Consider the following 26,279-nt stretch of genomic DNA (forward strand, 5'->3'; position numbering starts at 1 on the left):
GGATGCAAGGGTCCACCCGGCCCCGAAGCCGGTGAAAAAACGATACGGGGCCGGGTGCGGCGTGCGTGCTGCTTACTGGTGGGCGCCACCCAGTGCGCGGTCGACCAGGCCGACGATGGCGTCGACGTGGACCGGCTTGAGCAACTCGTTGTGCTGGCCGGCGACGCGGTGCACTTCGAAGTCGTTGCCCACGAAATCACCCCACGAGTACTTCTCGTCGCGCATCGTCGCGTCGTCGAGGAAGCCGTCCAGCTGCGCGAACGACATGCTGCGCGGGTAGCTGCCGGCCCTGACGTAGGTGATCTTCACGCCGTCGATGTTCTTCGGCGGCGCGTAGGTCGCCAGCGAACGCTTCTTGCCCGCTTCGGCGATGTTGCTGAACAGGTCGATGTTGACCCGGGCGCCGGGCGTGCCGCCGGTGTCGAATTGCCGCATCAGTTCGCCCATCCGGTCGCCCGGGGTGTGCATGATCTGGGTCGCCAGCCGCTCGTAGGTCGCCTCGTCGAACTTCATCGGGGTCAGGATCGAATCGACGATCAGGGCCGACATGAAGCTCATGAAGCGTTCGTCGAGGCGGTAATGGAAGTGCGGGAACGAATCGAGCATCATCAGCATGTCGACGTCGTCGCCGGCGCCGCGCAGCTGGTGCGCCACTTCGAGCGACACCACGCCGCCGTACGAGTAGCCCAGCAATGCATACGGTCCGGCCGGCTGGATGCGCTTGATCTGCGCCACCGCATCGGCCGCGATGGTGGCGATGTCGGTCTCCAGGGTGGCCAGCTCGCTGCTGATTTCGCCGACCATCACGCGGTATTTGTGCTTGACGGTGGCGGCGAAATCGTTGAAGTCGAAGATGTTGCCGTTCAGGCCAGGCAGGCAGAAGATCGGGCGCTCGCTGGCGCCGCCGCCCATGGCGACGAAGTCGATGCTCGGGATCCGGGCCGTGGCTTCAGCTTCTGCCGCCGCGGCCGGCGCGGCCGAAGAAGGAGCAGATGCGGCAGCAGCGCCGCCCTTGCCCGCGAACAGGTCGCCATATTCCCTGGCCAGGTGTTTGGAGAGGTGCCCCACCGTCGGATTGGCGAAGAAGGTCGCCATCTTGAGCGGCTTGCCCATGCCGTGCTCGACGGCGTTCTTGAGTTCCGTCATCGACAGCGAATCGACGCCCAGCGCCACGAATTCGGTATCGGCATCGACCTCGTCGCGCGCATCGGCGCCCAGCACCCGGTTGACCTGGCTCTTGAGGAACAGCGCGAAATTCTCGGCCACGCCGTTGCCCGGATGCTGGGCGAATACCCGCTCCAGGTCGCCCATCGCCGCGCCCTCGCCATCGTTGGCGGCGGCTTTTTCGACCAGCTCGAGCAGCAGGCGCGAGCGGGTGTCCGGCGCCAGGCGCGCGCCCAGCTTGCAGACCACGCCCTGCACCGCCTGCCCCGCCATCAGGCGTTCGAGCGCCAGGAAGCCTTCTTCGCGGCTGATGAAGTGGCTCATGTCCATCGTGCGCTTTTGCGCCAGGCGCGCCGCCATGCCCACGTCGGCCCAGGCGCCCCAGTTGACCGACAGGCCCGCCAGGCCCTGGCTGCGGCGCAGGCTCATCAGGCGGTCCATGAAGGCGTTCGCGGCCGCATAATTGCCCTGGCCGCCGCCGTCGAGGATGGCCGACACCGACGAGAAGCACACGAAGAAGTCGAGCGCCATGCTGGCGGTGAGGTGGTGCAGGTGCAGGGTGCCCATCACTTTCGGGCCGAACACCTTGGCGAATTTCTCCGGCGTCTGCTGTGCCAGCACGCCGTCTTCGAGCACGCCGGCGCAATGCAGGATGCCGCCCAGCGGCGCCGGGCCGGCCGCGATGGTGTCGATGATGCGCGCCGCGTCGGCCTGCACGCCGATGTCGCCGCGCACCGCAAAGGCGTTCACGCCGATCTTGGCGAGGTCGGCGATCCGGCGTGCGACTTCCTCCGTCGGGGCGCTGCGTCCGGCCAGCGCGATGTGGCGCGCGCCCTGGCCGATGAGCCAGTTGGCGCATTCGAAGCCGAGGCCGCCCAGGCCGCCCGTCACCAGGTAGGTGCGGTCCGGCCGCACCAGGGTGGCGCCGGCGGCCGTCGCCAGGTGCTTGTCGAAGTTGACGACCACCTTGCCGACGTTCTTGCCGGCGGCCAGGTAGCGGTAGGCTTGCTGCAGGTCGCTGACCGCGTACTCGGTCATCGGCAGCGGCGCCAGCTTGCCCGACTCAAAGTCGTCGAGGATCTGCTGCATCAGGTCGTGGATGATGGTGTCGCCGCCGATGCCGCCGCTGGTGTCGTTTTCGCCGATCTCGAAGAAGGTGTAGTCGACGTCGGGGCGATAGGCCGCGGCGCGCTCGTTCGACCAGATGTCCTTCTTGCCGATTTCGACGAAGCGGCCATTGGTGGCCATGGCGTCGAAGCTGCGCTCGATGAATTCGCCGTTGAGGCTGTTGAACACGATGTCGACGCCGGCGCCGCCGGTCGCTTCCATGACCTGGCGCGAGAATTCGAGGGTGCGCGAATCGAACACGTGGCGCACGCCCTGCGCACGCAGGTGCTCCCACTTGCCCTGGCTGGCGGTGGCGAAGACCTCGGCGCCGACGGCCCTGGCGATCTGGATCGCCACCTGCCCCACCCCGCCGGCGGCGGCGTGGATCAGCACCTTGTCGCCGCGCTTGATGCCGGCGATGTTGTACAGGGCGTGGTAGGCGGTCATGAACACGGTCGGCAGGCAGGCCGCTTCGGCGTAGGACAGTGCGGCCGGCTTCCTGATCACCTTGTCGACGTTGACCACGAAGTCGCTCGACAGGCAGCCGTTGTGCCAGACGATGACGTCGTCGCCCTTCTTCAGGTGGGTAACGCCGGGGCCGACGCGCTTGATGCGGCCGGCGCCTTCCATGCCGAAGTCGAAGTTCGCGGCGTGGCGCTTGTTCGGGTTGAGGAAGCCCAGCACGTACAGCGTTTCCTTGAAGTTCAGGGCGGCGCTGTGCATTTCGACCAGCACTTCGTTCTCGCCGACCAGGTCGGGGATGAATTCGCGTGCGGCGAAGTTGTCGAAGGTGCCGAAGCGCATCAGGCGCACTTCGAACGGGCCGTTCGGCAGCCGCAGCGCGCTGTCGGTGCCGGCCGCGCCACCGTGGCGCTGCAGGCGCGGCGCCAGGCGCTGGCCGTCGCGGTAGGCCAGCTGGTTTTCCAGCGTGTCGCCGGCCACCAGGTCGGCCACGAACGCGTCCAGCGAGGTCGGCGCGGCGTCGAGGTCGGCGCGCAGGCAGCGCAGTTCCGGATGTTCGGCGGTCAAGGTATTGCCGATGCCCCACAGCGCGGCCTGGTGCGCCTGTTGTTCGCCGCCGTCGCCGGCGCCGCCGGCCGCCTGGGCGCCGCGGGTGCCGATGACGATGCGCGGCGGCGCGTCGGCCTCGCAGGCATTCACCTGCTGCACCATACGGAGCAGGTCCAGGCTCAGGTCCATCGCGTCCGCCGCGCCGCCGCCGTCGGCCAGGGCGCGGGCAAAGACGATGGTGTCCACCTGCGAGCGCTTGACCAGCTCGAGCGCAGCGGCGCCGGCCAGCCCGCCGTCGAGCTGCAGCACCTGGCGGCCGGCCCCTTCCAGCGCCGCCGCCAGCTTGTTGGTAAAGGCGCTCGGCGCGCCGGCCACGATCCAGGCGCCGGCCGTGGCCGGGCGGGCGATGCTTTGTCCGGTCTGTTGCCAGTCGATGTCGAACAGCACGTCGGCCAGCTGGTCGCGCGCCACGACCGAGTCGGCGATCTCCTTCTGCAGGTAGTGTTCGATGCGGGCGATGACGCTGCCCTTCTCGGAAAACACGGTGATTTCGCCGATCGAGTATTCCTCGTCGGTCTGTTCGCGGCGCACGGCGTGCACGTAGAACGCGTTCGGCACCGCTTCGTACACGGTGAAGTTGCGCAGGCCCACCGGCAAGGTGCCGGTCTGCGAGATCTTCGGTCCGTCGATGATCTGGAAGGCGGCGTCGAGCAGCACCGGGTGGAAGCTGTAGCGGTCGACCTCGCCGTACAGGTGCTGCGGCAGTTCGACCAGGCCCAGGCTTTCGAGCTGGCCGGCGGCGTTCTCGCCGATCCAGAGGCGCTTGATGCAGCGGAACGAGGGGCCGAAGGTGATGAACTTGAGCGCGTCGTAGTAGCGCGACAGCGGCACCAGTTCGCGCTCGGGCTGGGCGGCCAGGGCCGGCATGGCGATCGACGGCGCGTTCACCGAGTGCGGCGAAATCTTGCCCTTGGCATGCAGCACCCAGGGCGCGTCGGCCTGCTCGCCGGCGTTGCGGCTCAGGATCTCGAAGGTGCAGCCGTCGCCGCTGGCGGTGGCCACGACCTGCACGACCTTTTGGGCGCCGTCGTGCAGCATCATGACCTGGGCGAAGCGGATCTCGTCGATCCTGACCTTCTTGTTCTTGATGAAGTACTTGCCGGCTTCGAGCGCCATCTGGGTATAGCCGGCGCCCGGGAAGATCACGGTCTCGATCAGGCGGTGGTCGGCCAGGAACTTCGGCGTGTCCTTGTCGATGAGGTTCTCGAATACCACCACCTTCGACGAGGTGGCGACGCGGCGTCCGAGCAGCGGATGCTCGAGCGGGCCCAGGTCGGCCGTCACCGTCTTCGGCTTGAGCATCTCGTCGTCGAGCCAGAAGCTCTTGCGCTCGAACGGATAGGTCGGCAGCGACACGCGGCGCGCGCCGCTGCCGGCATACACGGCTTCCCAGTCGATCTCGACGCCATGGCAGCAGGCCGTGCCGAGCGCGGCGGCCAGGAAATCGGCGGCCGAAACCTCGTCGACGGCGCGCGGCAGCGTCGCCACCGTATGGCAGGCGGCGTCGAAGTCGTGCTGTCCGAGCAGCGCGCACAGGGATGCGCCCGGGCCCATCTCGAGGCACACCGAGTCCTGCTGCACCACGCACGCGAGGCCGCGCGAGAACAGCACCGGCGCGCGCAGCTGGGCCGACCAGTAGCCGGGATCGGTGGCCTGGTCGGCCGTGATCCAGGTCCCGGTCAGGTTCGAGATGAACGGGGTGCGCGGCGCCTGCAGCGCGACCGAGCGCACCACGTCCTCGAACTGTTCCAGGATCGGGTCCATCATGTGCGAGTGGAAGGCGTGCGAGGTATGCAGCACGGTGCTCTTGATGCCGGCCGCGGCCAGCGTCGCGCCCAGGCCTTCGATGGCGGCGTCGGTGCCCGACACCACGCACGAAGCCGGGCTGTTGATGCCGGCGATCGACAGGTCCTGGCCGAGGTAGCGCGCCAGGTCGGCCGCCGGGCGCTGCACCGACAGCATGCTGCCCTTCGGCATCGACTGCATCAGGCGGCCGCGGTGGGCCACCAGCTTCAGGCCATCCTCGAGCGAGAACACGCCGGCCACGCAGGCGGCGGCGTATTCGCCGATGCTGTGGCCGACCATCGCGTCGGGACGCACCCCGAACTCGATCCACAGGCGCGCCATGGCGACCGACACCACGAACAGGCAGATTTGGGTGAACTCGGTCTGGTTGATACGCGCATGGGCATCAGCGGCGCCGGCCGCGCTGGCCGTGCCGCAGAGGGTCGGGAACAGGACCGGGAAGATGTCGATGCCGAGCGCTTCGCTGGTCTCGGCGCAGCAGGCGTCCACGTGGGCCTTGAAGCGCGGCTCCTGCAGGTACAGCTGCAGCCCCATGTCGGGATACTGCGCGCCCTGCCCCGGGAACATGAACACGGTCTGGCGCATCGCGCCCGGCGAGACGGTGTGCGTCTTCTGGCCGCCGGCGCGGCAGGCCTGGATCAGCTGCTCGCGGTTCGATGCGCGCAGCGCCAGGCGGTGCTCGAACTTCTGGCGGCCGGCGTTGAGGGTAAAGGCGATGTCGCCCGGCGCCGTTTCCGGATGGCGCTCGACGAAATCGGCCAGGCGCGTCCTGACGTCGGCCAGCGCCTTGTCGGAGCGGGCGCCCAGCACGAACACCTGGTCGTAGGGCGACCCCTGGCCGGCGCGTTCCTGCGCCGGCGCTTCTTCCAGCACCGCGTGCACGTTGGTGCCGCCCACGCCGAAGGCGCTGATGCCGGCGATGCGGCGGCCGTTGTACGGCGTCCAGTCGGACAGCTCGCGCGCCACCTTGAACGGGCTGTTTTCGAAATCGATGGCCGGGTTGGCTTCGTTGAAGTGCAGGATTTTCGGGATCTTGCGGTGGTAGAGCATCAGCGAGGTCTTGATCAGGCCGGCGATGCCGGCGGCGATGCTGAGGTGGCCGACGTTGGTCTTGACCGAGCCGATGGTGCAGTACTGCTTGTCGTCCGTGTACTTGCGGTACACCTTGCTGATCGATTCGATCTCGATCGGGTCGCCGACGTTGGTGCCGGTGCCGTGCGCCTCGACGTAGCTGATGTCGCGCGCGGACACGCCTGCCCGTTCGATCGCCTCGTGGATGACGCTCATCTGGCCCTTGACGCCCGGCGCCATGTAGCCGACCTTCTGGTTGCCGTCGTTGTTGACGGCGGTGCTGCGGATGACCGCGTAGATCTTGTCGCCGTCGCGCACGGCGTCTTCGAGGCGGCGCAGCATGACCATGCCGACGCCGCTGCCGAACACCGTGCCCGAGGCATCCTTGTCGAAAGCGCGCAGGTAGCCGCCCTTGGCCGACAGGCCGCCGTCGAAGTACTGGTAGCCGACGCCTTTCAGGATTTCGCAGCCGCCGGCGAGCGCATAGTCGCAGTCGTACATCAGCAGGTGGTTGCAGGCTTCGTGGGTGGCCAGCAGGCCGGTCGAGCAGGCGCTGTTGAGCGAAATGCTGGGGCCGGTCAGGCCGAGCTTGTGCGACAGCTGGGTGGCGAAGAAGTCCTTCACCGCGATGATGCGCTTGGCCACTTCATTCTGCTCTTCCAGCGGCGACTGGAACAGGTTGTAGTACATCCAGTACTTGTGGTCGGCGACGCCGAAGTACATGCCGGTCTTGGTGCCGTTGACGACGTGGCCGGAATCCTCGATGCATTCCTGGGCCGCTTCGAGCATGATGCGCAGCTGCGGATCGGCCATGCGCGCCTCGCGCGGCGAGAAGCCGAAGAACTTGGCGTCGAACATGTCGATATCGTCCAGGTCGTAGCTGCGGTAGACGTATTCCGCGCTGTCGAGCTTTTCGCGGGCGACGCCCAGTTTGGCCAGCTCTTCCTTGTCGAGCATCCTGGCGCAATCGCGCCCTTCGAGCAGGTTGTTCCAGAATTCTTCCTGCGTATTCGCTTTCGGGAACCGCAGGGACATGCCGACAATCGCAATCGCACCATTCATTTCGCTCATAATTCCACCCGTATTTTCCTGTTTCGACCCAAGCTGACTTGGCTTAAATATTGCGCACGCCGGCCTGCATTGGCGCCGCTGCTGGATTGGCCTTGCTCGTCATTCGTAGCTGCAAGAAATTTCGACAACTCGTTGATGTTCGAATGAACGAACAAATCGCTTGTCTTCATGTTTTTGGAAAAACTCTTGTTGATGTATTCGATCAACTTCACAGACAGCAAGGAGTTGCCGCCGACATCGAAAAAGTTACTGTCGAGCGCGATGTCCGCGCTCGGCGTATCGAGCACGCCGGACCAGATCGACAGCAGTTGCCGCGCCACGCCCTGGCTGGCGCCCGGCGCCGCCACTGGAATCGCCTGCGCGGCCGGCGCCGCCGCCTTCAGGGCGGCGTAATCGATCTTGTGGCGGCTGTTGAGCGGCATCCGCTCCAGCACCACGTAGCGGTCGGGCATCATGTAGGTCGGCAAGGCGTCCACCAGGGCCTGCTTGATGGCCGGCACGCCGATGGCCGCGCCCGGCGCCGCCTGCAGGTAGCACACCAGCTTGCCGGCGGCGTCGGCGCCCTCGCCGGCCTCGAACACCACGGCGGCGGCGGCCACCAGGGACAGCGCCTGCAAGGCCAGCTCGACTTCCTCGAGCTGGATGCGGTAGCCGCGCAGCTTGACCTGGCGGTCCTTGCGGCCGACGTAGTGCAGCTGGCCGCCGCCGTCGACGAAGCCGAGGTCGCCGGTGCGGTAGGCGCGGCCCAGGCCCGGCAGGTCGACGAATTTTTGCGCCGTCAGCGCCGCGTCGCCGTAGTAGCCGAGCGCCAGGTGCGGCGTGGCGATGAATATCTCGCCGACGTCGTCCGTGGCGCAGCGCTCTCCGGCCTCGTCGAGCACGGCGATGTCGACCCCGGCGATCGGCTTGCCGACGGCGACCTTGCCGTTCGCGCCATCCGATGGTCCGGCGCCGCGCACCACCTGGTGCCAGGCCATGACCTGCGGCGTTTCGCTGGCGCCGTACACGTTGAGCAGCACGCCGCCGTCCAGCAGCGCCGCCACGTGCTGCGCCAGCGCGTGGCCGAGGCCGGCGCCACCGACGGCCATCACGCGCACCGCGGGCAGCGCTTCACGCTGTTCCTTGTCGAAGATGAGCTGGGCCAGCTGCGGCGTGGCGTGGATCACCGTGACGCCGCGCCCGGCGGCCCAGGCATGCAGGCCGCGGCGCCGGCCTAGCACGTCCGCTTCGGGGATGCTGACGCAGGCGCCCAGGCACAGGGCGGTGAAGACGTCGCGGATCAGCGGGTCGTAGCCCAGGCCGGAGAGCATGCTGAATTTGTCTTCGTGGTTCAGCGCGAAGGCGGCGCCGTACCAGTCGAGGAAGTTCAGGATGGCCGCCTCGCCGGTCAGCACCAGTTTCGGCTTGCCGGTGGTGCCGGAGGTGGCGACCAGGTACAGCCCGGCTGCGGGCGCCTGGGTTTCTGCGGCGAACGGGGCGCAGGCGGCGGACGTATCGAGGTCCCGCGGCCCCAGCATCAGGCAGGCCTGCAGGCGCGCACCGGCGATGCGGGCGGCCCTGGCCGGGTCGGACAAGCCCTCGGCGCCGAGCCAGGCGATGGCGCCAACGCCGTCGAGGGCGCGCGCGACGTACGACTCGGGCTGGTTTTCGCCGACGACGAAGAACAGGCGCCCCGCCTTGACGCAGGCAAGCAGCGCCAGCACCAGCAAGGGACCGCGTTCGCAGTGGACGACGACGACGTGCGCGGGGTCGACCTGCCGCTGCAGGCGTGCCGCCAGGTTGTCGCTCAGGATATCGATGTCGCGGTAGGACCAGCTGCGGGTCCCGAATTCGATCGCGGCGCGCCCGGGGTGGGCGCGTACCGCGCGATCGAAGCGGGCCGCCAGCGCCGGTGGCTGGGATGACTCTTCAATGCTCGTCATGGATGGATTCCTCTTGTCGGAAGCGGCCGGTTGCGCGTGTTGACACGCGTCTTGTCATGCGTGCCGCGCCGTTACGGGCGCAGCACTGACCTGGAGAAATATATCGGAACGTTATTACGAAGAAGTTACGCTGGACGCCGTTTTACGGGCCGCGCTGCCACACATTGTTCGGCGCTTGCGACAGTTGCGAAATGCAAAAAGCCGCGGGTCGCGCGACGCGCCCGCGGCTCCTCGAAACGCCCTGCCCTACTCGTAGCGCAGCGCCGTAACCGGATTGCGCAGCGCCGTGCGCCCAGCCTGGAGCGCCACCGACAAAAAGGCCAGCACCGCGATCAGGGTAGCGGCGGCGACAAAAATGGCCGGGTGCATGCTGGTCTTGTAGGCGAAGGTCTGCAGCCAGTGGTCCATCACGAACCAGGTCAGCAGCGAGGCGCAGGCCGCCGCCGCCCCGACCCAGGTCAGCAGGCCGCGCGTGAGCATCCACACGATGTTGGCCGGACTGGCCCCCAGCACCTTGCGCACCCCGATCTCCTTGGTGCGCTGCTGGGTGGTGAACGCGGCCAGGCCGAACAGGCCAAGGCAGGAAATGGCGATGCAGATCAGGGCGAAACTGCCGGTCAGGCGCATGATGCCGGTCTCGCTGGCGTACTGGCGCTGCAGCAGGTCTTCGAAGAAGGCGAATTCGAACGGATGCTTCGGGTTGGCCGCCGACACCGCGGCGCGGATCGCCGCCAGCGCCCCCTCCACGTTCTCGCCCGAGAGCGCGATCACCATCGAGCGCGTGATCAGGTTGCGCTCGTTGGGCGGCACGTTGTCGAGTTCGGTCTTCTGGAACTGGCGCAGCATCATCGGCCCCACCCGTGCGTGCAGCGAGCTGAAATGAAAGTCGCGCAGCACGCCGATGACGTGGCCGTCGTTCTGGACGCGCTTGCCGATCGGATCCTTCCAGCCCATCAGGCGCACGAAGGATTCGTTGACCAGCACCGAGGCGCCGACATCGGTGAGCATGCGTTTGGAGAAATCGCGCCCGGCCACCACCTCGATGCCGACGTTGGCGACGAAGTCGCGGTCCACCGCGATCTGGTTGACGATCACTTCCTGCATGTCGCCGTCGTTGGTGGCCACCTTGATCAGGTTGGCCGCCACCTCGTCGCCCGGCACGAACGAGGTTTCGGTGACGCTGACGATGTCCGGATGGCGTTCCAGCTCCACCTTCAGCAGCGGGATCTTCCGGATCGCATCGACCCCGTGCATCAGCACCGCCACCTTGTTGCCCCGTTCGAAGCCGAGCGGCTTGTCGGCGATGAACTGCATCTGGCGGCCCATGATCAGCGTACTGGCAACGATGCCGACCGACACCACCAGTTGGACGAACACCAGGATCTCGCGCAGCGAAAAGCGCGCGCGGCGCATGTTGCGGTTGTTGTTGAGGGCGGCCAGGGTACCGATCGAGGACAGGTACAGGGCCGGATACAGGCCGGCGGCGATGCCGATCGCAACCGTGCCGAGCAGGACCCAGAGCACGATCGCCGGTTCGCGCAGGACGTCGAGCTCGACGCTGGCGCCGAGCAGCCGGTCGAGCCCGACCGTGAAGTTCAACAGCAGCAGCAAGCCGATCCCGAGCACGGCCGCGATCAGGGTCAGGCAGACCGATTCGCCCAGGAACTGGGCCACCAGTTGCTCGCGGGTGGCGCCGATCACGCGGCGCATGCCGATTTCCTTGGAGCGGCCGATGGCGCGCGCGGTTGCCAGGTTGGTGTAGTTGATGCACGCGACGATCACCAGGAACAGCGCCACCGCGACGAAGCCGTACACGTACAGGATGTTGCCCACCGGCTGGTCGTAGCGGTAGCCATCGTCGAAGTGGATGTCGCCCAGGCCCTGGGCGCTGTAGTAGATCTTCGAGTGCATGCGCTCGCCCACGGCGGCGGTGGTGTCGTCGCCGAAGCGCGTCAGCAATTGCTCGAAGGACTGGCGGCCCATGCCCGGCTTGAGCTTGAAATAGGTGTAGTTCTCGATGTCGAACAGCTGGTCGGGCGAGGACATGGTGTCGTCCAGGCCGAAGTCGCGCAGGCGCTTCATCGACAGCACCGCGTCGTAGCGCATGTGGCTATTCTTCGGCAAATCCTTGAACACGGCCGCGATGCGGTACGAAAAGGTATCGGTGGCGATGGTTTCGCCGACCGGATTGCGGTCGCCGAAATAGCTCCTGGCAAAGCTCTGGCTGACGGCGATCCAGGACGGATCCTTCAGCGCATCCTTCAGGTCGCCGAACACCGCCTCGTGCGTGAAGACGCTGAAGATGTTCTCGTCGGCGATCTTGACGTCGTCCCAGTACTTGACCGTGTCCTTGTAGCGGAACACGGCACGCGCGACGGCGAAGTTACGGATGCGGACGAACTCGCCCACCTGCGGATACTGTTTGGTGAGCAGCGGCCCGAGCGCGCGCGAGGTCATCGCGTAGCGGTTCGGTTCGCCATTGGTGGCGATCTCGTTGACCACGCGCACGATCGATGGGTGGTTGGTGTGGTGTTTGTCGTAGGTCAGCTGGTTGCTGACGTACAGCGACAAGGTGATGGCGCAGGCGATCGCCAGGGATAGGCTCAGCAGGTTGATCGCCGAATAGACCCGATCCTTGAGCAGGTTGCGCACCGCAATTTTAAAATAATGGATAAACACTGCTTCGCTCCCTTTCCGGAACTGTGATGGGCGCCGGCGGCGCCCGCTAAGCTGGCCCGGCCTCAATCGCCCTCGGCCAGCGCCAGTTCCTGGACGGCAGCGATGGCGGGAACGACCGGGACGGATGCACCCGGCCGGCGCGGCTGCTCGACCACCTTGCCGTCCAGCAGGCGGCAGACACGGCTGCAGTGGCCGGCATCGTGCTCGGAGTGGGTCACCATCACGATCGTGCTGCCCTCGGCATTGAGCTGCTTGAGGATGCCCATCACTTCGCTGCCGTGGCGCGAATCGAGGTTGCCGGTCGGCTCGTCGGCGAGGATCAGGCGCGGCGCGGTGACGATGGCGCGCGCCACCGCCACGCGCTGCTGCTGGCCGCCCGACAGCTGCAGCGGATAGTGGTTCTTGCGGTGCACGATATCGAGCTTGGCCAGCACCGCTTCCACCTTCGGGCGGCGCTCGGCGACCGGCACGCCGGCATAGATCAGCGGCAGTTCGACGTTCTCGAACACGGTCAGTTCGTCGATCAGGTTGAAGCTCTGGAAGATGAAGCCGATGTTCTTCTTGCGAAAGGTCGAGCGCTGGCGTTCGCTCATGGACGCGACTTCCTCGCCCAGGAAGCGGTAGCTGCCGCTGGTGGCGTTGTCGAGCAGGCCGATGATGTGCATCAGCGTCGACTTGCCGCAGCCCGACGGGCCCATCAGCGCGACGAATTCGCCCTCGCGTACTTCGAGGTCGATGCTGTCGACCGCAGCGGTCTCGACTTCGTCGGTTCGGAAAATTTTGGACAAGGCACTGGTCTGGATGATCATGATGAAGTTCCGGTCGTGGGAGCCGGACGCGGCCTGCGTCCGGTGTTGCAAAGAGTGGATTGCGCAGGCGTCAGGCGGCCACGCATTCGCTGCGCCGGCGCACGCTGGCGCAAATGACGTCGAGCACGGCGCTGCGGTTCTCATCCATGAAGAAATGACCGCCGGGGAAGGTGCGGAAGTCGACCTTGCGCGCGAAATGCGCCTGCCAGCCCAGCATGTCTTCTTCCAGCACCTTGTCGTCCCGGGCGCCGTTGAAGACCGAGACCTCGCACTCGAGCTTGATGGCCGGTTCGCGCCGGTAGTTGTAGGCGGCCTTGAAATCGGTGCGCAGGATCGGCACGAAGATATCCATCAGGTCGGCGTTGTTGAGGATGATCTCGGGCGTGCCGTTGAGGGTCCTGAGCTCGGCCTTGAATTCCTCGAGCGGATAGTTGTGGATCGGGGCGATGCGCGGCGGCACGTGCGGCGCCCGGCGCGCGCCGCAGAAATAGCGGAACGGCAGCGGCAGGCCGCGTGCGCGCAGCGAATGGAGCAGTTCGAAGCTGACGATCGACCCCAGGCTGTGGCCATAAATCATGTAGGGGCGGTCCAGCCAGGGGCCGATGGCGTCGGCGACGCCGTCGGCCATGTCGTGCACCGACGTCAGCAGCGCTTCGCCCAGGCGGTTGGCGCGCCCCGGCGGCTGGATCGCTACCAGCTCGACGTTGTCGGGCAGGAGCTCGGCCCAGGCCGAGTAGGCGGTGGCGCTGCCGCCGGCGTATGGGAAGCAGAACAAGCGGAATTCGGCCTGCGGTCGTGGCTTGACGACCAAAAACCATTTGGAGGAAGGCGTGCTGTTGTTCATGGCGATAAGTCCTGTCGAGGTCGTGAGGCGGGGGTCACAGCGGGTCAAAGACGATGGTTTTCTTGCCGAACATGCATTCGGCCTCGATGCCCATCGCCTCGCATGCGGCGATCATCTTTCCCGATTCGACGATCTGCCTGGAGTCGTCGTGGTAGTCGATGCCGGTGATGTACTTGTAGCAAGGCTCGGCGCCAAGGGCGTAGACGTAGACGCGGCGCGGCGTGAATACCTCGGCCATGGGCAGCGCGCGTTCGAAGTCGCTGCCGTTCAGGCGGCGCGACGCCTTGATGTTCTTGGCCACCGGGCGCGTCGTCAGCGCCCCGTACAGCCAGGTATAGGGCGCGCCGACACACTCCATGCCGACGGCCAGGATGTCGAAATCCTTGTAATGCTCGCTCAGGCGCCCGTACAGGCGCGGCTCGAGGTTGGCCGAGTCGGCGCCGAAGAAGAAGGTGCGGCCTTCCAGCGCGACGTACCAGGCGGCCTTGGAACGGATGTGCAGGTCGCCGTGCTCGCCCAGGAAAGGCATGGCGACGATGCGGCCGCCGGGCAGCGCGACCTCGTCCAGGTCGTCCATCTCGATCACGTCGAACCCCAGGTTTGCCAGCATCAGCTTGATGGACGGGTCGAACAGGCCGCCGCCGTTATTCTTCGGCACCACGACCTTGCCGGTCTTGTAGCGCAGCTGCAGCAGCGTTTCCAGGTTGACGTGGTCCTGGTGGCTGTGCGTCAGGCAGATGTAGTCGATCCGCGGCGGCAGTTCGCTGAAGCTGACCAGGTTGTCGGTATCGTCCGCGCCCCGGCTGGGAATTACCGGGTCGACCAGGATCGTCACCTGCGCCGTCTCCAGCATGAAGCCGGCGTGCCCGGTATAGGTCACGCGCACGCCCCGCTCCAGCCGCTGGTGGCGGCGCGCCGGCGCCTCGCGCGTGAACAGCTCGGCCATCGCCAGCCCGCCGGCGGCGGGACTGTTGGTGATCAGGGCATCGAGCTCGGCGTCCGTGAGCGGGCGTTCGCGCGCGGCGAACAGGCGGTCGACCTTGGGGTGGCAGAAATCGAGCGCCAGCTGCAGGTGGTTGGCGTCGGCCAGGCGCGGCGTGCTGAACACAAAAGGCCGCCCCTGCACGCGCGCCAGCAGGCCGAAGCCGAGCCGCTGCAGGTCGCGCCGGTAATACGGGCTGCGGTACAGCATCGCCTCGATCAGGCGGTAGGAGGGATGGTGCTCGGCATCCATGAACAGCTCGACGTAGCCCTTGAGCGGCTCGGGCACCCTGGCATACAGCGGCTCGATCGACTCGCCGCTGGTGTGGCCGCGTAGCAGTTCCTCGAGTTCGTCGATGGCGGCGGACAGGCCGACCAGGTCGGCGCAATCGCGCTCCAGTGCGGCCACCAGCGCGCGGATCTCGGCCACCTGGTCGGCGCGGCAATCGAGGTAGTCGCCGCCGGCGAGGTCGCGCTCCTGGTTGGCCAGGATGTGCATCTGGAAGTTGTTGACGAACGACTTCATGATGCGGCGGTGGGTGTGCACGGTGTGGCGCGCCGCGGTTGCCGGCTGCATCAGGTAGGGCCAGGCGTACCAGCCGTTGAACAGCGGCTCGAAGTAGGCATCGGGCCTCAGGTACCAGGTGCTCATTGTTCGGCCGCCGCCAGCGTGTCGCCGGCCTGCTTGCGCTCGACCATGGCCTGGAAGGTGCAGATCGCCGCCACGCAGGCGGCCGCCATGGCGCCCAGCAGGAAGGCCGCGGTGCCGGCCGCGCCGGCGCCGAGGCTGCCCGCGTTCCACAGCAGGAGGGTGCCGCCGCAGCCCAGCGCAAAGGCGAGCGCGAGGGCGAAGAAGGTGCGCACGCGCGGGTTGTTGCCGCGCCAGGCTTTGGCAAGGGTGGAGACGATAGGAATGTTCATGTTCGGACCCGGTCAAGTGATGTGATTGGAAACGTTGCACCCGCTCAGCGCCTGGGCGCTTCCGAAAACTTCAGTTCGTCGACGTCGCCGAAGCCTTCGTAATCGGAGGTGATGATGCGCTCGCCCACGGCGAGCCCTTCGAGCACTTCGACCGACTGCGGATTCTGCCGGCCGAGCACGATGTTGCTGCGCCGCGCGGAGCGGCCGTCGGCCGCCAGCACATAGGCCCAGCGTCCGTTGGTGTGGCGGTAGAAGCCGCCCTTGTCGACCACCCGGGTCATGCGCGACTCCGACAGGCTAAGGTCGATCTGCAGGGTCTGGCCGCGTTTCAGGCCCTCGGGCGCCGCGCCGACGAAATTCAGGTCGGCCTGGAACACGCTGTTCTTGACGTCCGGGTAGATCTTGGCCACGACCACCTCATAGGGCTTGCCGTTGAACTCGAACTTGCCCTTCTGCCCCGGAGCGACCTTGGAAATGTAGAACTGGTCGATGTCGGCGCGCACCATGAAGCTGCCGAGCTGGTCGATCTGGGCGATGCGCTGCCAGCGCAGGATGCTCTGCCCGACCTCGACGTTCAGGCTCGAGAGCTGGCCGTCGATCGGCGCGCGCACCTTCAGGCTCTCGATGATCTGGGTGAGCATTTCCATGTTGCGGTCCACGCTCGCGATCGAGGAATCGATCTGTTTGATCTGCTGGTGCTCGAGCGCCGTCTCCTGGCGGATGCGCTCGCGCAGCAAGTCGCGCTTTTCCTTGTAGTGCGTCAGCTGGTCGCGCTGGGTCGCGAAGGCTTCCTTCGACAGGAAGGGCGTCGGGTTGTTGGCCAGCTTCTCGTAGCGGGCGAACTTGGCTTCGGCGTCGGCGATCTTGTATTCCAGGTCGAGCAGCTGGTCCTTGAGGATCAGGTTCGACTGCGTCAGGCTGATCTTCGAATTGCGCAGCTGGTTCAGGTTTTCCAGCAGGCGCGTTTCGGCATCGATGTTTTCCTTTTGCGCGCCGTTGTTGGAAAACGCCAGGATCAGGTCGCCCTTCTTCACCATGTCGCCGCTGCGCAGGTAGATCTTGTCGACGATGCCGCCTTCCTGCACGTCGAGAAACACCGTATTCTTCGGCAGCGCGCTGCCGTTGATGGCGGCGTATTCCTGGAACTGGCTGTTGCGCACCTGCGCCGTGCTCAGGCGGCTGGCGTCGATGCTGAGCCGGCTCTTGCTGGCGTTGGCGGCGGCCATGCTCACGGCCGCCCCGACACTGATCACCCCTGCGGCAACCGCCGCGATCTTGCGGCCGGGCCACTTCTTCTTTTCGATTACACGGTCCATGATGGTCGTTCAGGCTGGTTCAGTTTTCGGCCGGCACGAAGCCGACGGGAGCGGGACGGCGGTCGAGCAGCGACAGCAAGGGGCCCGCCATGACGGTCGTGGCGATCGCCATGACGAGGAACATGGTGAACAGGTCGGCCCCGATCAGGCCGGCGTCGAGCCCGATCTTGAGCACGATGACTTCCATCAGGCCGCGCGCATTCATCAGCGCGCCGATCGACATCGACATGCGCGGCGCGCAGCCGCCCAGGCGGGCGCCGACGAAGCCGCCGGCGATCTTGCCGACCACGGCGGTGACCAGGATCAGGGCGAACACCCAGGCCGTTTCGTCGCCGAAGGCGCCGGCGCTGGTCTTCAGGCCGGCCAGCGCGAAGAAGACCGGCATCAGCACCACGACCGCGACCGGTTCGACGCGTTCGCTGAACCACTTGACGAGGCGGTCGTCGCGCGGCAGGCACAGGCCGAACAGGAAGGCGCCGAACACCGCGTCGATGTGGATGCGCTTGGTGAAGTAGCCGGCGACGAAGACGCCGATGACGATCACCGTGAAGATCTCGTTGCTCGGCTTGCCGTTGGGCGGCAGCATGCGCGCGACCAGGGGCCGCACCACGCCGAACAGCACGGCCACCAGCAGCGTCAGGCCGGTGAGCAGTTCCACCGCATTGTTCCAGTTGCCCTGGGCGCTGGCGACGATGACGACCAGGCCGACCATGACCCAGGCCAGCAGGTCGGAAAACGCGGCCGACGACAGCGCCAGCTGGCCCAGCTCGGTGTGGGCGATGGCGCGGTCCTTCAGGATGCGCGCCAGTACCGGAAACGCGGTGATCGAGAACGCGACCGCGATGAACGCGCCGAACGCGAAGAACGGCACGCCCGGCGGCGCGAAACGCTCGAACAGCAGCGGCGAGATGGCCGCGCCCAGCAGCAGCGGCAGCAGCACCGAGATGGTGCCGATCGAGACCACCGGCACCATCATGGTTTTCGGGCCGCTGGGCGCGCGCATCTCGAGGCCGACGATGAACATGAACAGCACCACCCCGACCTGGACCAGGCCTTCGAGGCCGGCCAGCGTGTGCACGGCGAAGAGCTGGGCGTGGATCTCGGGGAACAGCGCGCCGCAGATGCCGGGCCCCAGCAGCAGGCCGGCGAACATTTCGCTGACGACGGAGGGCTGGCCGAAACGGCTCAGGACCAGCCCGACCAGTTTGGCCGTGCCGAGGATGACGACGAGTTGAATCAGGACGGGATGATCGAGCATGACGGATACCTGTTCTTGATGAAAAGTTGAACTGCCGTGCCGCCAACGGAGCCAGTAAAACCCTGGGCTCCTGCAGCTGGATCGCTTCGCTCGGGATGCGCTGAAGCAGGTCGAGAATAGCGAAAGCTTATTACGACGATGTAACGGTCTTTCAAAATAAATGCGTGCCTGAAACCATGTCCGGCGCCGGCAATATCTGGCGCAGGTACCGCTCGACGCCGCCCGCTTCCACGTGGCGCTGGTGCGGATACCCATACGACACTTCCTCGAAGCGCACGCCGTCGATGCGGCAGGTCGACGGCATGTGCAGGTGGCCCGACACCACCACGCGCACTGAAGCCGGTATGCCAGTGGTGCGTGGCCGCGCTGCCGCCCCACAGGCAAAAGCGCGGATGCGCCGGCAAGCGCACTTACGCCGCCTTGCCGAGCGCATCGTCGCCCGGCTCGGGAATCACCTGGCGCATGCTGACGCTGAAATCGGGTCCGCCGCCGCGTTCGACGCTGACCGCCAGCGTATGGTCCGGCCCCAGGTGCTCCAGCACGAACTGCCAGTGCGCCGCGTCCTGCGCCATCCCGGCGGCGAAGGCGATGCCGATCCTGGGCGCGCCGACGTCGAACGAGAACTGCTGCAGCGGCAGCGACAGGCCCATGCCGCGCGCCTTGATGTAGGACTCCTTCAGCGTCCACAGGTCGAAGAAGCGCTGGCGCCGCAATTCCGGCGGCAGCGCCAGCAGCTGGGCGCGTTCGTAGGGCGAGAACACCGTGTCGGCAATGCTCAGCAGGTCGCCGCCGTGGTTCGATTCCTCGACGTCGATGCCGGCATCGACGTCGCGCGTGACCACGCAGGCCACCAGGCTGCGCGCATTCGACAGGTTGAAGCGCAGGCCGGTCGCCCCGGCCGGGCCGGCGATCTCGGGCCGCCCGTAGCGGTTGGTGCAGAAGGTCCAGTCGGCCGGATGCACGTCGGCATAGCGCGACAAGGTGGTGCGGCACAGCGCGCGCGTGAGCAGGTACTCGCGCTTGAGGTAGTCGAACACGTAGCGGCCCAGGCGCTCGCGCTCCTCGCGGCTGAGCAGCGCGCGGTAGCGTTCGAGCAGGCGCGGGTCCGCGCATTGTTCGACCCAGGCGTACCAGACGTGCGCCTCGTGCGCACCGGGCAGCAGGTCAGGTGGCCGAATGATCATGCCCGGCTCCCGCGAGTATGCCGTGCGATCGGGTGGCGGGACCGACGAAACCGGAAAACGCCGATTCGACCCTGCCGTAGCCGTTCCAGACCTTGTAGCCGAGCCGGGCCCTGAGCCGCTCCGGCATCGTTTCCCACAGGCTGTCGTCGAGCCCGAGCATCATGTTCTCCTGTTGACGGAACTGGGGCGCGCAAAAGGTCGACAGGATGCCGATGCGATCCGGCGCGCCCAGGTTGGCGCCGTTGCCGTGCCACAGGCGGCCGTCGAACACCAGCAAGGTGCCGGCCGGCGCTTCCGGCTGCACGAGCGCGTAGTCCTGCGCCGCGTCCTTGCGCGGGTAAGCGCCCGACAGGTGGGTGCCCGGCACGATTTCGGTGGCGCCGTTTTCACGCGTGAAATCGGTCAGCAGCCATACCGCCGTCACCGTGACGGGCGGCGCGATCCCCAGCGCCGGATCGGGACTGGTGAATTCCGGCGCCGGATGGCGCGAGATGTTCGCCGCGCGCCGGTGCGCGCTGTCCGCGCGGGCCGGCTGCGGCATCCACCACTGGTCGGTGTGCAGGCCCATCCTGACCGAGCCGGCGCGCACGATGTTGGCCGACAGTGTCGAGAGCAGGAAGTCCTCGCCCAGCACGTGGCCGACCAGTTCGTCGATGAGCGGATGCACCACCAGGTCGCGGAACACCTGGCCCTTGTTGACCAGCATGAACAGGCGCTGGTTGACGCCACCGTCCTTTTCCTGGAAGGCCGCGGCCTCGCGGAACTGGCCGCGCGCATTCAGCACTTCCTGGTTGAAGCCGCCGTCGCGGAAAGCGACGCCGCGCTCCTGCTCGGCCCTGGCCTGTTCGACCACCCGGCTGCGGGCGGCCTCGATCTCGCGCGCCGAGAGCGCGCCGTCGACCATGCAAAAGCCGTGCACGTCGAGGTCCCGCCTGGCCTGGGCCAGGTCGCGTGTCGCCTTGAATTCCTGCTGCATGAAGTGCTCCTGTTCTTGTTGTCGTCGCGGGCGGCGCGGGTCGTCAGACCAGCGCCGCCTGCAATTCGTCGATCATTCCCGCGATGTCGGCCAGGCAGGGCTGCACGTAGAAGGACTGGTAGCTGAGTTCGACCGCGAACTCGCTGCGGATCTCCTGCTGCAGGCTGGCCGCGGCCATCGAGTGCCCGCCGATATCGAAGAAGTTGTCGCCGATGGCCAGCTGCTCGCGCCCGAGCACCTTGCGGCACAGGCGCAGCAGCCGTTCCTCGGTGGCGCTCGGCGGTGCGCCGGCGGCGGCCGCGGGGGTGGCCGGCAGCTGCGCGGCCAGCGCCCCGCGGTCGACCTTGCCGCTGGCCGCCAGCGGCAGCGACGCCACCAGGTGCAGGCGCTGCGGCACCATCGGCGCCGGCAGCACGGCCAGCAGCTGGCGCCGGATCGCCTGGCGCACCGCGCCGGCCTGGGCGCGCCCGGCGCGCGGCACCACCCAGGCTTCCAGCGTGGCGTCGCCGGCGCGCTGCCCGGCCACCACCGCGCACTGCGCCACCTCGGGCAGGCGCGCCAGGCAGGCTTCGACCTCGGCCAGCTGCACCTTCACGCCGCGCACCTTGACCTGGCGGTCGCGCCGCCCGCTGTAGGCAAGCTCGCCGCCGGCCAGGCGCAGGCCGAAGTCGCCGGTGCGGTACAGCCGCTGGCCGGGCCTGAACGGATGCGCGACGAACGCGTCGCCGGCGTCCTCGCCGTGCAGGTAGCCCAGCGCCAGCCCGGCGCCGCCGACGTACAGTTCGCCCTCGGCGCCGTCCGGCAGCAAGCGTCCGGCGCCGTCGAGCACCAGGATTTCGGTATTCGCGATCGGGCGCCCGATCGGCACCAGGTGGCGCTCGGCGCCCGCGCCTGCGCGCTCGCCGGCCAGCGCCGGGGCGATCGACTGGCGCGCCTGGCCGTCGGCCGCGCGGCCCTCGACCAGCGCGTCGGCAATCTCGAGCTGGTTGGCTAGGTTGTCGAGCAGGTCCTGGTCGCCCGTCAGCGGGTTCGAGATGACCACCCGGAACACGGTGATCTTTTCAAGCCCGTGGCGCTGGCTGCGCACGTCGGTCTTCGACACGAAGGTTTTACCCTGCAAGAACTGCTGCTGCTGGATGGCGGCGACGGCGCGGCTGATCTCGGCGTTGTCGGCGGCGCTCAGCACCTCCTTGTGACGCAGGCGCATGGGGATGTAGCGGTAGTTCAGGATGTTGATCTGCGGCGAACCGACCAGCTCGAAAGCCGGGTGGGCGGCCACCAGGCCGGCGAAATAGGCGGCGGCGTCGATGCCCTGGTCGACCAGCGCGCCGATGCCGCGCCCGGTCATGATGTGCAGCATGGCGTGCAGCGCCAGGAAGATGGCCGGACGCGAGCCTTCGATGGTGTACTGCCCCATGTCGAAGCTGCCCGACTGGCCCTGGTAGACCGCCTGCACCGAGCTGGCATGGATCGCCTTCGGGTCGCGCAGCAGGCAGACGCTGATCCCCTGCGGCACGAACAGCTGCTTGTGCGGGCACAGCGTGATCGAGTCGGCGCGCTCGATGCCGTCGAGCAGGCCGCGGTAGCGCTCGGAAAAGATCATCGCGCCGCCCCAGGCCGCATCGACGTGGAAGTGCACGCCGTGGCGCGCCGCCACCTCCGCCATCGCGGCGATCGGATCGATCGTGCCGGTTTCGGTGGCGCCGGCGATCGCGATGACCGCCACCGGCAGCAGCTTGCGCTCGCCGCACAGGCGCAGGCTGGCCTCGAGGTCGGCCAGGTCGGCTTTCTGCTGGGCGTCCTGCTTCAGCACCAGGATGTTGCGCTCGCCGATGCCGAGGATGGCCGCGGCCTTGCGGATCGAATAATGGGCCAGGCCGGATGCGATGATGGCGAAGCCCTCGTAGCCGCGGCGGCGCGCCAGTTCGAAGGCGCCCTGCTCGCTGATCTCGGCCTTGCTGAAGCCGAGCTCCAGCAAGGCGGCATTGCGCGCATTCCACATCGCCGTGATGTTGGCGCTGCTGCCGCCGCTGACCACCAGTCCGAACACGTTGTGCGGGTCCTGGATGCGTCCTGTGTAGTCGCTCTCGCCGTAGAACTCGCGGTGCAGCATGGCCAGCGTCTGGCGCTCGAGGAAGGTGAGCGACTTCGAGGTTTCGATCTTGACCATGTTCTGGTTCAGGCGCGCCACCAATGCGCTGATCTCGGGCATGAAGTCCGGCAGCGCCGAGGTCATGTGCCCGATGAACTTGCGGGACGCGACGTTGACGCTGTAGGGCACGATGTCGCGCTCCATCCAGGCGAAATATTCCTGCGCCGAGACCGGCGTGGCCGGCACGCGCGGGTCGAGGAAGCGTTCCTTGAGCTGGTCGAGGCTGACGCCCGGCAGCGTGATCCGCTCGCCGTCGCCGCCGCGGGCCGTGCGTGCGGCCGCTGCCGTCGCGGCCGCGGCGGCACTGCGGAAATGGTCGGGCAAGCCGTGGCGCGGCTCGTCGGGCACCTCGTAGCAGCTGCTGTCGGCGCCGGTCTCGGTCAGGCCGTAGATATTGAACAGGCGCACGCCCGGCAACAGGTTGAAAAAGCGCCGCGCCAGCACCGCGTCGAGCGCGTCGCCGCTGCAGGCGACCGAGCGCAGCGCGCGCAGGCGGGCGAAGCCGGGCTGCTCGGCCAGGCGCGCCAGCACGAAGGGCGCCACGGTCAGGCGGGTCACGCCGTACTGCGCCAGACGCTCGACCATGGCGCGCGCGTCGCGCACCGTGTCCTCGGACAGGATGACCAGCGCGCGGCCGGTCAGCAGCGGCTGGAACATTTCGGCCACGTGGTCGACGAAGCCGGTCGCGCTCTTCATGCAGAACAGGTCGTCGGGCTCCTGGCCCAGCGCCTGCCCGGCCCAGCGCACGCGGTTGACCGCGCCGGCATGGCCGCCGATGACGCCCTTGGGCGCACCGCTGGAACCGGAGGTATACATGACGTAGGCGGCGGCCTGCGCGGCGCCGCTCGGGGCGGCGCCGGCCGTGGCGGCGGGGAGCTGGTCGATCCGCTTCCAGTGCCCGCCGCTGATGGCGGCGCCGGCGTGCAGCACCAGCGCCAGGCCGGCGCCGCCGTCGATGGCGTGGATGCGGGCCAGCGGCAAGCCGGTGTCGAGCGGTACGAACAGCGCGCCGCAGCGCAGCACGGCGAGCACGCACACGACATAGTCGGCCGAGCGCGGCAGGTACAGGCCGATGCGGTCGCCGGGGCGGATGCCGGCTTGCGCGAGGCGCGCCGCCAGGCTGGCGGCGGCCTGCTCGAGCGCGCCGTAGCCGAGGTGCAGCGCGCCGTCGATCAGGGCGACCGCGTCGGGCGCGGCCAGGGCCTGGGCGCGGAACAGCCCGTCCAGGGTGTCAAGCGGCGCACCAGGCGTGGAAGCAGCATCCGGCGCGTCCGCCGCTTCCAGTTCGGCCAGGGCGCGGTAGGGATTGGCCAGCACGCTGCCGAGCAAGCGGTCGAGCTCGTGAGCGAAGCGGACCATGGTGGCGCGTTCGAACAGCGCGCTGGCATACTCGAGCGCGAAGTGCAGGCCGCCGCCGAGGCTGGCGCGTACCTTCAGCTCGATATCGCTGTGCGACACCGAGCTGGCCGGCTCGCGCGGATAGCGGCGGCTCGGTGCGCCACCGTCGTTGCAGATGGCCGACAGGTCGGGATGGCGGTATTCGAAGGCGAGCTGGCAGAACGGTGCGCAGGCGCTGGCGCCCTCGTGGCCATCATGCTCCCCGCCTTCGAGCAGGGTCTCCAGCGGCACGGCGCCGCGGGCGGCGTAGGCGTTTTCCAGCGCGGCGGCCAGGCCGAGGAAGGTGACGCCGTCGTCGAGCCGGGCCTGCACCGGATAATGGTCGAACAGGGTCTCGACGGCGAGCGCGCCGGCCACGGCGCGCGGCAGGTGCGCCACGCCGATCTGGACGCTCTGGCGGCGCGCCAGGCGCGCCGCGCCGATCGCGAACAGCGCCATGATGCCGAATTGCTGCGGCAGGCAGGCGCCGTTGAGCAAGGCGCGCAGGCGCCCGATCTTGTGGCGGTCGATCGCAAATTCGTAGCGCGCGCTGGCGAAGTCCCGCGGCGCGCCGCGCGGGCGGTCGGTCGGCAGCGGCTGCGCGGATGGCCGCGGCGGCGCGCCGGAGGCGGCGGCCGCGGACGCAGCGGCGGCCGCGCGTCCCGGCGCCGCCGGAGCGCGTTCGGCGCGGCCGGTCAGCGCCGACTTGAGGCGCTCGAACACCAGCTCGAGCTGGGCGCGCGTCATGACGAAGCGGTGGAAGGTCAGCACCAGGCAGGTCGTGTCCGAGGCGGCCTGGCGTGCGATCGTGATCCTGAGCGGGAATTCGGTGGCAAGGTCGAAGGCATGGGCGCGCTCGGACTGGTACAGCCTGTCCATGAAGGCGCCCAGCTCGTCGTGGCGGGGTTCGGGCAAGGCGTCCGGGCCGATGGCCGCCTCGAAGACCGGCACGGCGCTGCGCGCGCCGGGGCGCCAGCAAGGCAGGCCGCCCTGCACGTCCAGGGTCGAATGGTATTGCGGATTGTCGTCGAGGATGGGGTCCAGCAGCGCCACCAGCGCGGCGCGCGAAGGCGCGCCTTCCAGGTCGACGCAAAGGACCTCGTTCGGTTTCGATGGGGCGCCGGCGCCCTGCTCGATGCGCCACAGGCGGCGCTGGGCCGGATGGAACGCAGGCGCCGCGGGGGTGCAAGTGCTGGCGCAACTGCTGGCGCTACTGAAAACGCAGCTGGTGAGTGAGTCGGACATGATAGCCAATCGGACGCTGTTGCCGTTAACACTACGAAAGCCGCTTCGGAACGCCGCACGGGCGTTCCCGAAGCGCCGGTTACATCAGGCGGCGAAGGCCGTGCCGCGGGCGTTCTGCGTCAGCACCTTGTTGTGCCTGAACTTGTCTTCGCCCGACACCACGACGACGCCGTACTTGTCCAGCGACAGGGTGCTGCCGTATTCCTGGATGCTGTCGGTGCCCGGATAGATGCGCACGCTGGACGGCACGTAGCGCGCGGTGAATCCCAGGCGGGTGCGGTTCTTGGTCGTGTTGGCGTACGAGGCATGCATCAGCGTCGACCAGAACATCACGCTCTGGCCAGGCTTCATCACCATCGACACCGCCTTCGAATCGTCCGGCACCCAGTCGGGGTCCTTCTGCAGGTTGCGGTAGTCGTAGCCGAAGAAGCCCTGCTTCTGGCCATTCTTCTCGAGCTGGTTGATCTGTTCCGGCGAGTACTTCATTTCCTTGGTCTCGTCGTAGAACATTTCCTCGTGGGTGCCCGGGATGAAGCGCAGGCAGCCGTTGTCGAGATCGGAGTCGGTCACCGCGGTCCACACCGTCAGCGCGCCGCCGAAGTCGGCGTCGGGCCACACCACTTGCGGGTTGCCGGAAGCGTGGCCGAAGGTGTCGGCCTGGTGCCAGTCGGTGCCTTCGTCGCCCGGATATTTCGGGAACATCTCCGAACGCCAGCACAGCAGGTCCGGGCCCAGCACGCTCTCGACCTTGTCGAGAATGCGGCGCTGCATGATGTGGCGGCTGAAGAAATCGATGTCGAGGTGGCGGTCGTAGCCGGCCAGCAGGCTGGTGTGCTCGAGGTCGTAGATGGCATGCTTGCGGTCGAAAATCTCGGCGCGCAGCTGCTTGTAGTTCGCGGTCATCTCTTCGGGATCATATACGTCGAACGGACCGTGGAACCCGTTTTCCCTGAACGCCTTCAGTTCGTCTTCGGTCAAACTAAATGTCTTTTTCATTATCAAAAACTCCGACTAGATGGAACGTATTCCAGTTGTTTGAATTGGCGGGATGTCCGGCATCCGCCTACGCCTGCTCGACCAGGTCGTGCAACCTGGCGGTGTACGCTTCGATCCATTCGTTGATGGTCGAAAACGACATCAGCTCGCGCGTTTCGAGGGCGACGTCCACCTTCTCTTCGACGCGGATCTGCAATCCGATCACCGTCAGCGACGACACGCCGAGCGTGTAGTAGTCGTCGTCGAGTCCGATACTCCTGAAACTTTCGCTCTCCTTGAACAGCGATACGATCAGTTCCTTCACCTCTGCTGCGTTCATGCTCACCTCC

The 26,279-nt window shown here is 67.4% G+C and carries 15 protein-coding genes; all 15 read right to left on the reverse strand.

What is annotated here, in order from left to right; genetic code table 11:
• Positions 1-72: 72 nt before the first annotated feature.
• On the reverse strand, positions 73-7,290 hold the full coding sequence (locus IFT60_RS10945) for a type I polyketide synthase (protein WP_192052004.1): 7,218 nt from the start codon (positions 7,288-7,290) through the stop codon (positions 73-75).
• Positions 7,287-9,212, reverse strand: a complete 1,926-nt coding sequence (locus IFT60_RS10950) for a non-ribosomal peptide synthetase (protein WP_192052005.1) — start codon at positions 9,210-9,212, stop codon at positions 7,287-7,289. The genes IFT60_RS10945 and IFT60_RS10950 overlap by 4 nt, the downstream gene beginning before the upstream one ends.
• Positions 9,213-9,458: 246 nt before the next feature.
• Positions 9,459-11,891, reverse strand: a complete 2,433-nt coding sequence (locus IFT60_RS10955; protein ID WP_192052006.1) for an ABC transporter permease — start codon at positions 11,889-11,891, stop codon at positions 9,459-9,461.
• Between the two features lie 62 nt (positions 11,892-11,953).
• On the reverse strand, positions 11,954-12,700 hold the full coding sequence (locus IFT60_RS10960; protein ID WP_197986292.1) for an ABC transporter ATP-binding protein: 747 nt from the start codon (positions 12,698-12,700) through the stop codon (positions 11,954-11,956).
• 70 nt (positions 12,701-12,770) lie between these two features.
• Entirely contained in the window at positions 12,771-13,544 is a 774-nt protein-coding gene (locus tag IFT60_RS10965; RefSeq protein ID WP_192052007.1) for a thioesterase II family protein, read from the reverse strand.
• 34 nt (positions 13,545-13,578) lie between these two features.
• Complete coding sequence (locus tag IFT60_RS10970) at positions 13,579-15,177, reverse strand: MBL fold metallo-hydrolase (RefSeq protein WP_192052008.1); 1,599 nt, start codon at positions 15,175-15,177, stop codon at positions 13,579-13,581.
• Complete coding sequence (locus tag IFT60_RS10975; RefSeq protein WP_192052009.1) at positions 15,174-15,446, reverse strand: hypothetical protein; 273 nt, start codon at positions 15,444-15,446, stop codon at positions 15,174-15,176. The genes IFT60_RS10970 and IFT60_RS10975 overlap by 4 nt, the downstream gene beginning before the upstream one ends.
• A 44-nt stretch (positions 15,447-15,490) precedes the next feature.
• The gene (locus IFT60_RS10980; protein ID WP_192052010.1) at positions 15,491-16,762 is read right to left on the reverse strand and encodes an efflux RND transporter periplasmic adaptor subunit; all 1,272 of its coding nucleotides are present in this window, start codon (positions 16,760-16,762) and stop codon (positions 15,491-15,493) included.
• Positions 16,763-16,781: 19 nt separating this feature from the next.
• Positions 16,782-18,020, reverse strand: coding sequence for a cation:proton antiporter (locus tag IFT60_RS10985; RefSeq protein ID WP_192052011.1), 1,239 nt, complete (start codon positions 18,018-18,020; stop codon positions 16,782-16,784).
• Positions 18,021-18,171: 151 nt separating this feature from the next.
• Positions 18,172-18,324, reverse strand: coding sequence for a hypothetical protein (locus IFT60_RS10990; RefSeq protein ID WP_192052012.1), 153 nt, complete (start codon positions 18,322-18,324; stop codon positions 18,172-18,174).
• A gap of 106 nt (positions 18,325-18,430) precedes the next feature.
• Positions 18,431-19,204: a 4'-phosphopantetheinyl transferase family protein gene (locus IFT60_RS10995; RefSeq protein ID WP_192052013.1), complete on the reverse strand. Its 774-nt coding sequence runs from the start codon at positions 19,202-19,204 to the stop codon at positions 18,431-18,433.
• On the reverse strand, positions 19,185-20,180 hold the full coding sequence (locus tag IFT60_RS11000) for a phytanoyl-CoA dioxygenase family protein (protein ID WP_192052014.1): 996 nt from the start codon (positions 20,178-20,180) through the stop codon (positions 19,185-19,187). Before IFT60_RS11000 ends, IFT60_RS10995 begins: the two co-directional genes overlap by 20 nt.
• Positions 20,181-20,223: 43 nt before the next feature.
• Positions 20,224-24,954, reverse strand: a complete 4,731-nt coding sequence (locus IFT60_RS11005) for an AMP-binding protein (RefSeq protein ID WP_192052015.1) — start codon at positions 24,952-24,954, stop codon at positions 20,224-20,226.
• Positions 24,955-25,038: 84 nt separating this feature from the next.
• Complete coding sequence (locus IFT60_RS11010) at positions 25,039-25,950, reverse strand: chlorinating enzyme (protein ID WP_192052016.1); 912 nt, start codon at positions 25,948-25,950, stop codon at positions 25,039-25,041.
• A gap of 67 nt (positions 25,951-26,017) precedes the next feature.
• Positions 26,018-26,269, reverse strand: a complete 252-nt coding sequence (locus IFT60_RS11015; RefSeq protein ID WP_192052017.1) for an acyl carrier protein — start codon at positions 26,267-26,269, stop codon at positions 26,018-26,020.
• Between the last annotated feature and the right edge of the window lie 10 nt (positions 26,270-26,279).

Source organism: Massilia sp. CFBP 13721 (assembly GCF_014842025.1).
GTDB lineage: Bacteria > Pseudomonadota > Gammaproteobacteria > Burkholderiales > Burkholderiaceae_D > Telluria.

Coding starts and splice junctions, on each gene's coding strand:
- IFT60_RS11000 (WP_192052014.1), bottom strand. CDS start 20,180: ATGCAGCAGGAATTCAAGGCGACACGCGACCTGGCCCAGGCCAGGCGG.
- IFT60_RS10995 (WP_192052013.1), bottom strand. CDS start 19,204: ATGATCATTCGGCCACCTGACCTGCTGCCCGGTGCGCACGAGGCGCAC.
- IFT60_RS10960 (WP_197986292.1), bottom strand. CDS start 12,700: ATGATCATCCAGACCAGTGCCTTGTCCAAAATTTTCCGAACCGACGAA.
- IFT60_RS10990 (WP_192052012.1), bottom strand. CDS start 18,324: ATGCCGTCGACCTGCCGCATCGACGGCGTGCGCTTCGAGGAAGTGTCG.
- IFT60_RS10970 (WP_192052008.1), bottom strand. CDS start 15,177: ATGAGCACCTGGTACCTGAGGCCCGATGCCTACTTCGAGCCGCTGTTC.
- IFT60_RS10945 (WP_192052004.1), bottom strand. CDS start 7,290: ATGAGCGAAATGAATGGTGCGATTGCGATTGTCGGCATGTCCCTGCGG.
- IFT60_RS10985 (WP_192052011.1), bottom strand. CDS start 18,020: ATGCTCGATCATCCCGTCCTGATTCAACTCGTCGTCATCCTCGGCACG.
- IFT60_RS10950 (WP_192052005.1), bottom strand. CDS start 9,212: ATGACGAGCATTGAAGAGTCATCCCAGCCACCGGCGCTGGCGGCCCGC.
- IFT60_RS10975 (WP_192052009.1), bottom strand. CDS start 15,446: ATGAACATTCCTATCGTCTCCACCCTTGCCAAAGCCTGGCGCGGCAAC.
- IFT60_RS10980 (WP_192052010.1), bottom strand. CDS start 16,762: ATGGACCGTGTAATCGAAAAGAAGAAGTGGCCCGGCCGCAAGATCGCG.
- IFT60_RS11015 (WP_192052017.1), bottom strand. CDS start 26,269: ATGAACGCAGCAGAGGTGAAGGAACTGATCGTATCGCTGTTCAAGGAG.
- IFT60_RS10965 (WP_192052007.1), bottom strand. CDS start 13,544: ATGAACAACAGCACGCCTTCCTCCAAATGGTTTTTGGTCGTCAAGCCA.
- IFT60_RS11010 (WP_192052016.1), bottom strand. CDS start 25,950: ATGAAAAAGACATTTAGTTTGACCGAAGACGAACTGAAGGCGTTCAGG.
- IFT60_RS11005 (WP_192052015.1), bottom strand. CDS start 24,954: ATGTCCGACTCACTCACCAGCTGCGTTTTCAGTAGCGCCAGCAGTTGC.